The 12,789-nt window shown below is 65.4% G+C and carries 11 protein-coding genes; 4 read left to right on the forward strand and 7 right to left on the reverse strand.

Annotated elements, in window-relative coordinates:
* Positions 1-27 precede the first annotated feature (27 nt).
* From GPJ75_RS00280 to GPJ75_RS00295, 4 genes are read right to left on the reverse strand one after another with little or no spacing between them, the layout of a single operon-like run.
* Positions 28-1,002: a hydroxyacid dehydrogenase gene (locus tag GPJ75_RS00280; RefSeq protein WP_163263919.1), complete on the reverse strand. Its 975-nt coding sequence runs from the start codon at positions 1,000-1,002 to the stop codon at positions 28-30.
* An 11-nt stretch (positions 1,003-1,013) separates the two neighbouring features.
* Positions 1,014-1,718 carry a FadR/GntR family transcriptional regulator gene (locus tag GPJ75_RS00285; RefSeq protein WP_163263921.1) on the reverse strand — a complete coding sequence of 235 codons (705 nt, stop codon included), beginning with the start codon at positions 1,716-1,718 and terminating at the stop codon, positions 1,014-1,016.
* On the reverse strand, positions 1,715-2,887 hold the full coding sequence (locus GPJ75_RS00290) for a mandelate racemase/muconate lactonizing enzyme family protein (RefSeq protein ID WP_163263923.1): 1,173 nt from the start codon (positions 2,885-2,887) through the stop codon (positions 1,715-1,717). Before GPJ75_RS00290 ends, GPJ75_RS00285 begins: the two co-directional genes overlap by 4 nt.
* Before the next feature lie 30 nt (positions 2,888-2,917).
* Positions 2,918-3,805: a sugar phosphate isomerase/epimerase family protein gene (locus tag GPJ75_RS00295; protein WP_163263925.1), complete on the reverse strand. Its 888-nt coding sequence runs from the start codon at positions 3,803-3,805 to the stop codon at positions 2,918-2,920.
* A 320-nt stretch (positions 3,806-4,125) separates the two neighbouring features.
* Between GPJ75_RS00295 and GPJ75_RS00300 the strand changes: the two genes are divergently transcribed.
* The 4 genes from GPJ75_RS00300 (at position 4,126) to GPJ75_RS00315 (ending at position 8,403) form a co-directional block, all read left to right on the forward strand.
* Positions 4,126-4,977 (forward strand): sugar phosphate isomerase/epimerase family protein, encoded by an 852-nt coding sequence (locus GPJ75_RS00300; protein WP_163263927.1) that lies wholly within the window; start codon positions 4,126-4,128, stop codon positions 4,975-4,977.
* A 157-nt stretch (positions 4,978-5,134) separates the two neighbouring features.
* The gene (gene denD / locus GPJ75_RS00305; RefSeq protein ID WP_163263930.1) at positions 5,135-6,118 is read left to right on the forward strand and encodes a D-erythronate dehydrogenase; all 984 of its coding nucleotides are present in this window, start codon (positions 5,135-5,137) and stop codon (positions 6,116-6,118) included.
* A gap of 1 nt (position 6,119) precedes the next feature.
* Positions 6,120-6,893, forward strand: a complete 774-nt coding sequence (locus GPJ75_RS00310; protein ID WP_163263932.1) for an SDR family oxidoreductase — start codon at positions 6,120-6,122, stop codon at positions 6,891-6,893.
* A gap of 154 nt (positions 6,894-7,047) precedes the next feature.
* A complete protein-coding gene (locus GPJ75_RS00315) occupies positions 7,048-8,403 on the forward strand; it encodes an aspartate aminotransferase family protein (protein ID WP_163263934.1) in 1,356 nt (451 codons plus the stop codon).
* 93 nt (positions 8,404-8,496) lie between these two features.
* Here GPJ75_RS00315 and GPJ75_RS00320 read toward each other — a convergent pair whose 3' ends face one another.
* The 3 genes from GPJ75_RS00320 to GPJ75_RS00330 form a co-directional block, all read right to left on the reverse strand.
* The gene (locus tag GPJ75_RS00320) at positions 8,497-9,300 is read right to left on the reverse strand and encodes an alpha/beta hydrolase (RefSeq protein WP_163263936.1); all 804 of its coding nucleotides are present in this window, start codon (positions 9,298-9,300) and stop codon (positions 8,497-8,499) included.
* A gap of 111 nt (positions 9,301-9,411) precedes the next feature.
* Entirely contained in the window at positions 9,412-10,647 is a 1,236-nt protein-coding gene (locus tag GPJ75_RS00325) for a HupE/UreJ family protein (protein WP_163263938.1), read from the reverse strand.
* Between the two features lie 66 nt (positions 10,648-10,713).
* On the reverse strand, positions 10,714-12,651 hold the full coding sequence (locus tag GPJ75_RS00330) for a calcineurin-like phosphoesterase C-terminal domain-containing protein (protein WP_163263940.1): 1,938 nt from the start codon (positions 12,649-12,651) through the stop codon (positions 10,714-10,716).
* Positions 12,652-12,789 lie beyond the last annotated feature (138 nt).

Raw genomic sequence — 12,789 nt, forward strand, 5'->3', positions numbered from 1 at the left:
TGCCGCAGCCGACCGGCCTGGCCCAACTCACGTCACCTGAAATCGCTTCCGATAAAGCGCCACCGCCTCCGGGTTGCACAGGTTCTCGGGCAATTGCCCGTCGAGCACCCGGATCGCCTCTTCGGCCGCGCCCGTTCCCATCCTCATCATGCTTTCCTCGGTGATGCCGGCGGCGTGCGGCGTGAGGATGACGTTGTCGAAGGTGAAATAGGGATGATCGGCCGGCAGCGGGTGGGAATCGAAAACGTCGAGTGCGGCACCCGCAATGCGGCCCTCACCAAGGGCGGCGATGAGCGCCTCCTGGTCGACGACGGGGCCACGCGAGACGTTGACGAGCAGGGCCGAAGGCTTCATGCGCGCGATGCGCTCCCGGCCGATGAGACCCCGCGTGTCGGGCGTCAGCGGGCAGCACAGCACGATGATGTCGCTTTCCTCGATGAGCTGGTCGAGGCTTGCCGGTCGCGCGCCCTCGGGCAGGGTGGCGGGTGTGCGCGTGTTGACCACGAGGTCAAGACCGAAACCGCGTGCGATGCGGAAGACGGCGCGGCCCACATTGCCCATGCCGACGATGCCCATTGTGCGGCCGCCGAGCTCGGCGCCATGGTCGGCATGGGCGCGGCCGGCAAACCATCCCGTCGCCCTCAGGTCGCGGTCCATGGAGCGGAAGCGCCGGAGAAGCGCCAGCGTGACCAGGAAAACGTGCTCGGCCACCGTTCGTGCGTTGGCGCCCGGCACATTGGCGACCAGCACGCCGGCCACCGTCGCCGCCTCGACCGGGATCATGTCGAGCCCGGCGCCGTGGCGGATGGCGGCACGCAGGCGGGGTGCGGCGGTAAAAAGCGAGGCCGGCAGCGGCGCGCGGACGATGACGATATCGGCCTCGCGGCCTTCCCCAAGCAGCGTCTCGGGATCGGCGTTGCTCGAAATGCGCAGCTCGCCGGCTCCGGCCAGCATCGCTTCCGCGCGCGGATGAAGCGCGTTGGTGGAAAGGATAATCGGCAAAGGACCCGTACCTATGCTTGCTCGACCGCCTCGGACTCTACGCCGCCGATCAGGCCCTTCCAATAGCTCTCCGCCCCCTTGAGATGCGCGCTCATCAGGGCTTGCGCCAGATTGCCGTCGCGGCGCTGGAGCGCTTCGTAGATCTGGATGTGCTCGGCGTGCGAGCGCCGCGCCCGCTCCGGATCGCTGAAATAGATCGGCAGGCGCTGTTCGCCCATCAGATAGTAGACGCTGCAAACCTTGTGAAAGACGCTGTTCTGGGTGGCGCGCACGATCTCCAGATGGAAGTCGCGGTCCTCCCGCCACAGGCCCTCGCCGGCGGCAAGCCGCTTCTCCGAGGCGTTCAGGATTTCGCGCAGCCGCTCGAAATTTTCCTCCGTCGCGCGTTCGCAGGCAAGCTCGGCCGCCTTGATCTCGTGGATCTTGCGCAATTCCACCGTCTCATAGATCTGGATCGGGTCGAGCGGCACGCCGGCCCTTGCGAACAGCGCCATCGCCTCGACGCTCGCTTGCTTGGTCGTAAGATAGATGCCGGATTTTGCACGGCGCTCGACGATGCGCATGGCCTCGAGGATCGCCAGGGCCTCGCGGACCTGGCCACGGCTAACGGCAAAATGCTCGGCCAGCTCACGCTCGGACGGCGTGCGCCCGTTCGCTGCATTGGAGCGGGAATAGAGATAGGCTGCCAGGTCCGGCAGGAGGTTGTTCTCCTTCATGGGCTCTTCTGCGCGTGCGCCTCCAGGAACTTTTCACGTACCGTGAAGCCGAGGCCCGGCTTCTCCGGGATCCGGACCATACCATCGCTCGCCTCCACCTTTTCCTCGATCAGGTCGTGGATCATGGGATTGGCGCCGAGGGAATATTCGACGATGAAACTCGCCGGCGAGGCCGCGCATACATGCAAGCCGGCGAAGAAACAAGGCGCCCCGGCCCACAAATGCGGTGCCAGCCGCAGGTTGAAGGCACTGGCAAGCGCGCCGATACGCATGGCCTCGGTGATGCCGCCGCAGAAGCCGGGATCGGGCTGGAAGATGTCCGCGGACCTAAGAAGCGCAAGCTCGCGGAAAGCGAACCGCGTCGCCTCGCTCTCGCCGGCAGCAACCGGAACGCTGCTTGAGGCGCGCACCTCGGCCATGCCCCTCTTGTCGTCGGCGATCACCGGCTCCTCGAACCAGGCAAGGTCGCAGTCGGCGACGAGATGGGCGAAGCGCTTTGCCTCGGCCACAGTATAGGTGCCGTGCGCATCCGCCATCAGATCGATGTCCGGACCGAGGGTTGCCCGTGCCGCCCGCACCCGCGCGGCCGAGACCTGCACCGGCCCGTCCTGGGCGCCGACGCGCATCTTGACCGCCTTGAAGCCGCCGGTCTCGACATAGGCCAGCAATTGTTCGCCGATCGTTTCCGGCCCCGCCCAGCCGCCGGAGGCATAGGCCGGCAGGCGCTCGGCCTTGCGGCCGCCGAGAAGCCGCCAGACCGGCTGGCCGAGGGATTTGCCCAAAATGTCCCACAACGCGATGTCGACGGCGCTGATGGCCGCCACCGTCAGTCCGCGCCGGGCGAGTATCGGCATGGCGTGACCGCTGGATGCCGCCGTCTCGTGGCGCACGTCGTTATAGAGCATCTCCCAGATAACGCTTATATCGGCCGGGTCGCGGCCGATCAGCCTCGGGCCGATCTCGTGGTTGAGAAGGTAGACGAGGGCGGCGTAGGTGCCGGCACTTCCCGCGGCGTTCTTGCCTTCCCCCCAGCCGACGAGGCCGTCATCGGTCGTAATCCGCAGGATCGCCGCGTCGAAGGTGGCCGTCTGGCCGAAATCGCTGCGGTGCTGGCGACCTTCCTCGATGGGTATGCGCACCCACCACGCCTCTACTTGTCTGATCCGCATGCCCGTTCCCCGACCCGCCGCCTGGTGCCGCTACCTGATGAGCGGCAGGATGGTCTCGGCCGTGATCCGCATCTGGTCGGAATAGAACTCCTCCGTCAGCAGGCTGGAGCCGTGATCCTGGATGAACTTGAGCTGCTCGGGCGGGATGTCGACCGGATTGCGCTCCACCATGTTCGGATATTTCGCCGCCGGCGTGCGGTCGACGGGCGCTACGAACTCGTTGGTGAGCGCGCCGTCATAGCCGATCTCCTTCAGCGTGCCGACGATCCTTTCCCAGTCGAGCTGGCCCAGCCCACAGGCGAAACGATTGTTGTCGGCTACGTGGAAATCGTAGAGGCGCTTTCCGGCAAGCCGGATCGCCTCGTACATGTCCTCTTCCTCGATGTTGAGGTGGAAGGCGTCGAGGCAGACACCGCAGTCGGGATGCACCGCGTCCGCCAGGGCGAGGGCCTGCGCCGCGCGATTGAAGAGATAGGTTTCGAAGCGGTTGAGCGGCTCGATCGCCACCCGCACACCCTTGGCCTGGGCATGGGCGAAGCACTCCCTGGTGGCGTCCACCACCCATTTCCACTCCTCCTCCTCGGTACCGTCCGGCACCACCTTGCCGACGGTCGCCGGAACCAGGGTGACGATTTCGCCATCGAGTTCCGAGACCATGGTGATGACGCTCTTCACGTAGTCGACCGAACGGGCGCGCTGGCCTTCGTCCCTGGCCGCCAGATTGCGCTCGCCGAGCGTCAGGGTGACGGCGCCCCAGCAGCGTATGCCGTGCTCCTTGAGGGCTGCACGGGTCTCACTCGGGTCGTACTGGTCGGGCTCACCCGAAATCTCGATGCTCTCGTAGCCGAATTTCTTGATCCGCCGCAGCGTCGTTTCCAGCGGTTCCGCACGCATCCAGTTGTGCGTCGAAAGATGCATGGTGTTCCTCCCCAAATCCGATACTAGCGCTTGCGCGGGGCTGAAAGCCGGCGCGCCTTTACCTCAAGCCGCTCCAGCATTTCGGCTAACTGGTTCGACCAAATGTGCATGGAAGGAAGCTCTAGCGCACTTTTCACCTTGCAGCAAGGAGGCGGGGAAGGAAGTGCCGGGGGAGTGCCGTTCTCCCATGTTTCCGTGTGATTTCGCGCCTTTTCGACTCTGAGTCCGCGCGCCGGCGCAGCCGATGTGTCCTTGACCCATTTGTCGTTTTGGTATTACCAGAAGAAGCCGGCCGGCGAGGCGGGCTCGGGAGGGAATGCATGAAGATCGGCATGTGCATGTATCTGTGGACGACGAACGTCTCCGCAAGGCACGAGGCGCTGCTGCGCGATATCAAGGCGACCGGTTTCGACGGCGTCGAAATCCCCGTCATGGCCGGAAACCCGGTGAAATACCGCCGGCTGGGCGCCATGCTCGACCGGATCGGCCTGGAGCGCACGGCGGTCTCGGCTATCGGCGATCCGGGGAAGAACCTCATTTCGCCCGATGCGCTCACGCAAAAGGCCGGCATCGCCTACATGCGGCAGGCCATCGACTGCGCGGCCGCACTCGGTGCGACCATGCTCTCGGGGCCGCTGCACTCCACCCTCGGCCATTTCTCCGGCAAAGGTCCCACACCGGCCGAGCGCCGGCGTTCCGTCGACGCGCAGCGGCTGATCGGCGACCACGCGGCAAGCCGTGGCGTGACCATCGGGCTCGAGGCGCTCAACCGTTTCGAATGCTATCTTTTCAATACCATGGACGCGCTTTCGGCCCATATCGACGAGATCGGTCATCCCAACATCAAGGCGCTTTACGACACCTTCCACGCCAATATCGAGGAGGCCGATCCCATCGGCGCCTTCACGCGCAACGCGGGGAACATCGTCCACGTTCACATCTCCGAAAACGACCGCGGCGTGCCTGGCCGCGGCAATATCCCCTGGGCGGAGACCTTCACCGCCATCCGCAAGAGCGGCTACGACGGGTGGCTCACCATCGAGTCGTTCGGCCGCGGGCTTAAGGACCTGGCCGCGGCCACCAAGGTCTGGCGCGACTTCGCCGAAAGCCCCGAGGCGGTCTATCGCGAAGGCTACCGCCATATCCGTGAGGGCTGGGCCGCGGCAGCCTAGCATCGTTGGGACCGGCTATCCGGCCAGTACAACTCGACCTCGCCGTCTGTCTGTCCTACGCTTGCACGAAGAATCGTGGCATACCGCTGCTCTATCAGGGCGCCGATCGTTCGGTGACAGATCTTGCCACCGGCGCAACATGGGAGGACTGCCTTAGATGCATGTGCTGGTGATCGGTGCCGCCGGAATGGTCGGCCGCAAGCTGGTTGAGCGGCTGGCGGCGGAGGAGGGCGCGCTCGGCGCCGAGGTAAACCGCCTGTCGCTGGTCGATATCGTCGCGCCGCCGGTGCCGGCCGCACTTGCCGGGATCGCCTCGCCCATGGCGATGGACCTTTCGGCGCCCGGCAGCGCCGAAAAGCTCGCCGCCCAGCGCCCCGATGTCATCTTCCACCTCGCGGCCATCGTCTCCGGCGAGGCCGAGGCGGATTTCGAGAAGGGATACCGGGTCAATCTCGACGGGACGCGGGCGCTGTTCGAGGCGATCCGCCTGGAGGGACTGAAGGAGCCCTACCGGCCGCGCCTCGTGTTCGCCTCCTCCATCGCCGTTTTCGGCGCTCCGTTCCCGGACAGGATCGACGATGAGTTTTTTGCAACGCCGCTGACGAGCTACGGTACCCAGAAGGCGATTACGGAGCTTCTTCTGTCCGACTATTCACGGCGCGGCTTTTTCGACGGCATCGGTCTCAGGCTTCCCACCATCTGTATTCGTCCCGGCACGCCGAACAAGGCGGCATCCGGCTTCTTCTCCAACATCCTGCGCGAGCCGCTGGCCCGCCAGGAGGCTGTGCTGCCGGTGGAAGAGGACGTGCGCCACTGGTTTGCCAGCCCGCGCGCGGCGGTCGGCTTCTTCATCCATGCGGCCAGGCTCGACCTCTCGCAGGTGGGGCCGCGGCGCAACCTCACCATGCCGGGGCTTTCGGCGCTGGTGGGCGAGGAGATCGCGGCGCTGAAGCGCGCGGCCGGGGAGAAGGCGGTGCGGCTGATCCGCCGCGAGCCGGACCCGACGATCCGCAGGATCGTCGCCGGCTGGCCGACGAATTTCGACGAGAGGCGCGCTGAGGGGCTGGGCTTTACGGCGGAGAAGAGCTTCGACGATATCATCCGGATTCATATCGAGGACGAACTTGGTGGGACGATCTGACATGGCAGAGAAAAAATCGGCAGCGGGCAGGATTGCCCTGGTGACGGGCGGTGGTACCGGCGTAGGGCGCGGCATCGCCGAGGCGCTGGGAGCGGAGGGCTATACCGTGGTCGTCTCGGGCCGGCGCGCCGACGTGCTGGAGGCGGCGGCGAGCGAGATGGCGGCGGCAACGGGCGGTACCTTCCGGGCGATCTCCGCCGATGTCGGCGATCCGCAGTCGGTGGCGGCTCTTTTCGCCGAGATCGAGAAGAGCTTCGGCCGCCTCGACCTCCTGGTGAACAATGCCGGCACCAATGTGCCGGCCGTGCCCATGGAGGAGATCACCTTCGACCAGTGGAGCAACATCGTCGCGGCCAACCTCACCGGCGCCTTCCTGTGCACGCAGCAGGCCATGCGGCTGATGAAGAAGCAGACCCCGCACGGCGGGCGCATCATCAACAACGGCTCCATCTCGGCGACGACGCCGCGGCCCTTTTCCGCGCCCTATACGGCCACCAAGCACGCGATCACCGGCCTCACCAAGTCGACGGCGCTCGACGGCCGGCCCTTCGACATCGCCTGCGGCCAGATCGACATCGGCAACGCGGCAACCGACATGACGTCGCGGATGAGCGCCGGCGTGCTGCAGGCCAACGGCGAGATCGCCAGCGAGCCGACCATTCCGGTCAGCCAGGTGGCGGAGGCTGTGGTCTACATGGCCGGCCTGCCACTGGAGGCCAACGTGCTCAACCTGACGGTCATGGCCACCAAGATGCCGTTGGTCGGCCGGGGGTAGCCGGGCGGGCCGGAGGGCGCGGCCTATAGTCCACCGCCTCGCTGGCCTATTGATCGCTGGCCTTTCGCTTGTCAGGAATGGCGTTGCTTGTCAGGAATGACAGGAAGCCGTGGCGGCGTGCCACGGTCGACGCCAACAAACCGAGAGGCCCGACATGAGCCGCCTGCCCAATTCCCTCGAAGCGCGTGACATCGCCTACCACCTCCACTCCTACACCGACGCGCGCAAGCACGAGGAAACGGGGCCGCTCGTCATCGAGCGGGGCGAGGGCGTCCATGTCTACGACAACAACGGCAAGCGCTATATCGAGGGTATGGCCGGGCTTTGGAGCGTGGCTCTGGGGTTCGGCGAGAAGCGCCTGGCCGAGGCCGCGGCGCGGCAGATGGAGAAGCTGCCCTACTACCACACCTTCGCGCATAAATCGCACGGGCCATCGGTGGAACTCGCCGAAAAGCTGGTGGCCATGGCGCCGGTGCCCATGTCCAAGGCCTATTTCACCAATTCCGGTTCCGAGGCCAACGACACGGCCATCAAGATGATCTGGTATCGCTCGAACGCCTTGGGCGAGCCGCAGCGCAAGAAGATCATCTCGCGCGTAAAGGGCTATCACGGCGTCACCCTGGCCTCGGCGAGCCTCACGGGCCTGCCCAACAATCACCGCTCCTTCGACCTGCCGCTTGCCGGCATCCTGCACACCACCTGCCCGCACTACCGCACCATGAAGGAGGAGGGCGAGAGCGAAGGGGACTTCGCAAAACGCTGCACCCGGGACCTGGAGGCGCTGATCGTCGAGGAGGGGCCGGAGACCATCGCCGCCTTCTTCGCCGAGCCGGTGATGGGGGCGGGCGGTGTCATCGTGCCGCCGGAAGGCTATTGGGAGGCGATCCAGCCGGTTCTGAAGAAATACGGTATCCTCTTCGTGGCCGACGAGGTGATCTGCGGATTTGGGCGCACGGGTGAGCTGTTCGGCTCGACCACCTACGGCCTCGAGCCCGATATCATGACGCTGTCGAAGCAGCTTTCCTCTTCCTACCTGCCGATCTCCGCGCTGCTCGTCAACGAGAAGGTTTATGCGCCGCTGGCCGACGAGTCGCACGCAATCGGCACCTGGGGCCACGGCTTTACCGCCAGCGGGCATCCGGTGGCCGCTGCCGTGGCGCTGGAGAACCTGAAGATCATGGAGGAGCGCGACGTGCTCGGCCATGTGCGGGAGGTCGCCCCGCGCTTCCTGGCGCGGCTCGAAGCGCTGGGCGGGCGTGCGTTGGCGGTGGAGGCGCGCGGCATCGGCTTGATCGGCGCCGTCGAGTTCGCGCATCCGGCGCTCGCCGACAAGCCTGGCGCCCTTGGCGGCCGCATCAACCAGGCCATGCAGGACCGCGGCCTGATCTCACGCAACCTCGGCGACACGCTTGCCTTCTGTCCTCCGCTCGTCATCTCCGAAAAGGAGATCGACGAGATGTTCGACATCGCGGAGGCCGCGGTGGCGGATGTGGCGAAGGGGGCAGGGTAGCACGCTTTCCCCACAAGGGGTCTACCGGCATGCCGTCCAGGTCTTTGGGCGCGTTGTCCAGCAGATGGAGTTCGGCCGCAGCGAGGCTGCGCCTCAATCGACGCTTACCGCAGCGACGGAGCTGCGAAGCGCGTCGGCAAAGTCAGGATGGCCATAAAGGTCGTTGTGACCAGACGCGATCGTGATGTCTTTACGCAGGTCGCGAGCCGCCTTGCGAACGGGCGCTGAGCGCGCCGCGGGAACGACGACGTCGTTTTCCGCCGTGATGACGGCCGTCGGCACGTCGAGGCCGCGCAAGGTTTCCGCCGTCTCCATGCGATGCCGCAGCAAGAGGCGCACTGGAAGCCAGGGATAATGGTGAGCGGCAAGTTCTTCGAGCGAGTCGAACGGGGTTACGACGACGATACCCTGCAGGGATCGGGTAACTGCCAGATCCACCGCAACCGCAGCACCGACGCTGAGGCCGACCGCGACGATGCCTGTTTCGACCTCACCGGCGAGGTGATCGTACGCGCGCTGGGCATCGTCGAACAGGGCGACCGCCGATGGGCGCCCGCTGCTCGGCCCATATCCGCGGTAGTGCAACGCGGCGACCTCATATTCGGGGAATATCTGGCGCAACATCAGGACAAGCGCGTCGGCGTTCCAGGCGTTGCCGCCAAAGCCCAGCAGGAGCGGCCGTGGTTCGGCCGTCGGCCGCTCCGCCGGCAGGCGCACCAGGACGACATGCTCCCCGTCCTTCGTCGCTAGTTCGACTCGGCGTGCTCCGGCAGGCAGTTCGGGCCCGAAAGCTGCAAGGCCGGCCGGAAAGATCATCCAGGTCTGAAGGGCATACGCGACGGCGACGACGACCGCGTACAACCCGGCGAGCGCCAGCGTCAGTTTCAGGAGCCACATAGCCGGAATTTCGCCCAACGCTCCTGATCTGGCAATGGCGGACGCAGGGCGCGAGAGCAACGCCCCGCGCCAGCGTGCGGTGGCGAGCAGTTGGAAATGCGTAAGCGGTGGTTACGCCACGAGCGTTGCGGACCGTTCCACGAGCCACCAGGCCGACACGACAGCGATGCCGGCGAGCGTTACTGCGCGCAGGACCGGCGTGAGCGAAGCCGAAAGCCGCGTTACGACGGCCACCGCAAGCAAGGTTGCGGCAATGATCGTCAACTGGCCGATTTCGATACCGGCATTGAAAGCCGCCAGCGCGGGCACGAGGTTGGGCGCGTCACGGCCAAGAATATCGCCGAGAACGAAGGAAAAGCCGAGCCCGTGCAGCAGGCCGACGCCGGCGATCAGCACGATCGAATCCATCCTGCGCATTAGAGCGGCGACCGCCGCGTAAAGCACCGTTGCCGCGATGGCGGCTTCGACCGCCGGGATGAACCAGGGCCAGGAAGGCGTCGCGCCGAGGAAGGTGGCGATCAGCGTCACCGAATGGCCAAGCGTGAACGCCGTCACGATCCACAACAGCCGGCCGCGCGCGCCGATGCCAAGCGCCAGGCAGACAACCAGGAAGACATGATCCAGCCCCTCGATGATGTGCAGTACGCCCTGCCAGACGAATTCGCCGACGGTGCGCCAGAGCGAGGCGTCGATCGCGGCGGGCTGCTCCAATTGCCCCGGTCGCGTGTAAGAAACCGGCACCTCGCCGCGCGCGTCGATGATGTGGTTGTCGATGGTCACACCATCGGGGACTGGCAGCGGCGGATAGGCCGAGCGTACGGTCACCGAGCCGGCGGCGTCGGGTGGTGACAGGCTGACCGCGAAATCCACATAGGCTTCACCAAAAACCGGATCGAGGCCGCTGCTTGCGCCTGCGATCGCGGCTTCCGCCGCTTCCCGGCCGTCGAAAGGGCTCGCCGGCATGCGCGCGTGAACGCGCATGGCAATGAGGCGGGCGGCGATTTCCCGGCCGTTCTGCGACCAGGACAGAGCACGTTCCAGCCGCTCCCGGAACGCGGGTTCGTCGGCCGCTATAGCGCCCATCGAGACCCTGTAGCGACCTCCCGCCCCGGTCTCTTCGAAATAGAGGAACGGTGTGCCCAGCGGCTGGCTGCTTGCCTGTGCGCTCGTGATCACGTCGGAAAAGACGAGCGGCAGCGGCGCGCGCACATAGGCGGTCAATGTTTCCCCGTGCGGCGCGATCAGGATGGTCCGCAGTTTCGTGCCCTGCGCAAAATGCGCGTGCGCCATGCCTGCATGGGCAAGAAGCATGGTCAGGATCAGGGCGACGTGGACGATGATACGCACATTGGCTCCGCAGGTGATTTGCCCGGGCGATTTCAACGCCCGGGCAAGGGCGAACCGCAACAGACCTTAGTTGAACAAACCCTCGTTCCAGTCGGGATAGGGAAGTTCGTTCACCACCTCGAAGGTAAGGTTGTGTGTGAAGGTCCGGCCGTAACGGTCGGTCGTCTTCACCTCCAGCACATGAACGCCCTCGGCCAGGGTTTCCGGCAGGTCAGCGCGCCACAGATGGCTGGAATTGTCGGTCAGAAGTCCGCGCGACAGCGGCCCAGGCACACCTGCGGCGCGGCTGCCGCGACCGGTGGTGAAGCCGGCCGTGTCCTCGCCGCCCCGGGCGGAACGGAATGCCACTCGGCCGACGGTCGCCTGCGTGACCAGCGCCAGCGGATCGGCATATTCCGGCCCCTTGAGCTTTGCTTCGCCGTTGCCCGGTTGGGTGCGCTCGGCCTGGATCGCCGCCCCGCCGTCGATGGAGATCGACACTGTGTCGCCCTTGGCGCCGCTCCACACATTGGCCGCTACCCAGGTGCCATCTTTCAGGTCGTCAAGCGTGATCATGTTTATGTCGCCGAGGTCGTTGACGGTGACCGGCGGCAGGACGCCGTTTGGCGTCTCGTAAAGATCGGCGAAGGCCATCAGGTCTGCCGCCCATTCGCGGAAACGCGGCGTGTTGAAGGAGGCGTGCATCTGCTCGTCCTTGGTACCGCCGAAGCGGACGAAGGTCTCTACATAATCCGATCCGTCGAACTCGAAGACGAAGTAGCCGCGCGGATTGCCCAGGCGCTGGGTGGAGCGCGGAACGCCTCGGTCGTCCAGGTCACCGGACCACCAGGAGCCCGACACGGCGCCGGTGACGATCTGATGGAACTTGGCGGGGCCGGTGTTGGTGGCTTCCGCCCAGCCCTCGAAATGCTCGCCCGGCATGATCTGCTCTGTGGTGTGGGTGTGGCCGGTCAGGCCAAGCGCGGGGCGGTCGCCGATGATCTCGTAGAGAACGTCGAGATTGTCGGTCTGGTGCTTTTGCGCGGTGTTGTCGGTGAAGGTGACGAAAGGAATGTGGGCGTTGAGGACGATCAGCTTGTCCTGCGGCACATGCGCGAGGTCATTGCGCAGCCACTCGATCTGGCGGTCGTGAATGACGCCGTTGTAGGAAGGGCTTTCGGCAGGGTCGCAGAAGGGATGGTCGTCGACGCCGTTGCAGGGGTAGCGCACATTGTCGAGCACCACAAAATGCACATTGCCGATGTCGAAGGAGTAGTATTCCGGGCCCCATTCGCGGCGGAAGGTGTCGAAGGAATCCGCGTCGCTTCCCGCGTCGAAATCGACATCATGATTGCCTGGCACGAAATATTGCGGCACCCGGCCGGTCGCCACGATCTTCTTGAAACGGGGATAGAGCGACAGGTCGTCGCCGATCACGTCGCCTTCGAAGATGAGGCATTCGGTGTTCGTGTTATCGCGGTTGGCGAGCATGGCGCCGACCGTCTCGCGCACATAGCCGACTTCGCGGTTGTTGTAGGGCTGCGGATCGCCGAAGACCAGGCACGAGAAACGGTTGCCGATGTCGTCCTCGACCAGCGGGAAGTTGATCGCCTCGGGCAGCGGGCCCGTAGGCTCGATGCCGCCGAAACGCAGGTCGGGCGAGCCCGCGACCTTGTGAACGTAATGGAATTGCGGAACCATGTCCTGGCTGACCGGCACGGCATAGCCGGCTGGCTTGGTGATGAAGACGTTCATGTCGTCATAGGCGGGCAGCTCGTAATTGCCGGTGGCGTCTGTCTTCACCACCTCACGCCCGTTGGAGACCAGCACTCCTTCCACGCCACCTTCACCCTCGTCCAGCCTGGCGTTGCGGTTGGAGTCGAGAAAGACCTTGCCGCGCGCCGTGTCGGCCGTTGTGCCGGAAACCGTGTGAACCGAACCGATATAGGACGTATCCTTTGCTGCCGCTGGTGCGGCGAGCGCCGTGGAAGCAGCGAGGAGAAGAAATATGGACAGTCGCGTCATTGCCGGAACTCCCTCCTGAGGAATGCATCACATCCAGACAGGGAGCATCGCTGCGGCACATGAAATGCGCTTGACCGTCGCGTTAAACTTCCGTGACTGTTTCCACAGCCTCGAAGGCAGCGCGTTCATAGTCTTCTC

It is taken from the genome of Chelativorans alearensis, assembly GCF_010993735.1.
Classification (GTDB): Bacteria; Pseudomonadota; Alphaproteobacteria; order Rhizobiales; family Rhizobiaceae; genus Chelativorans; species Chelativorans alearense.

What these genes read in the sequence shown, in the direction of transcription:
- GPJ75_RS00315 (WP_163263934.1), top strand. Translation starts at nt 7,048, where the DNA reads ATGAGCCGCCTGCCCAATTCCCTCGAAGCGCGTGACATCGCCTACCAC.
- GPJ75_RS00300 (WP_163263927.1), top strand. Translation starts at nt 4,126, where the DNA reads ATGAAGATCGGCATGTGCATGTATCTGTGGACGACGAACGTCTCCGCA.
- GPJ75_RS00330 (WP_163263940.1), bottom strand. Translation starts at nt 12,651, where the DNA reads ATGACGCGACTGTCCATATTTCTTCTCCTCGCTGCTTCCACGGCGCTC.
- GPJ75_RS00285 (WP_163263921.1), bottom strand. Translation starts at nt 1,718, where the DNA reads ATGAAGGAGAACAACCTCCTGCCGGACCTGGCAGCCTATCTCTATTCC.
- GPJ75_RS00295 (WP_163263925.1), bottom strand. Translation starts at nt 3,805, where the DNA reads ATGCATCTTTCGACGCACAACTGGATGCGTGCGGAACCGCTGGAAACG.
- denD (WP_163263930.1), top strand. Translation starts at nt 5,135, where the DNA reads ATGCATGTGCTGGTGATCGGTGCCGCCGGAATGGTCGGCCGCAAGCTG.
- GPJ75_RS00310 (WP_163263932.1), top strand. Translation starts at nt 6,120, where the DNA reads ATGGCAGAGAAAAAATCGGCAGCGGGCAGGATTGCCCTGGTGACGGGC.
- GPJ75_RS00290 (WP_163263923.1), bottom strand. Translation starts at nt 2,887, where the DNA reads ATGCGGATCAGACAAGTAGAGGCGTGGTGGGTGCGCATACCCATCGAG.
- GPJ75_RS00320 (WP_163263936.1), bottom strand. Translation starts at nt 9,300, where the DNA reads ATGTGGCTCCTGAAACTGACGCTGGCGCTCGCCGGGTTGTACGCGGTC.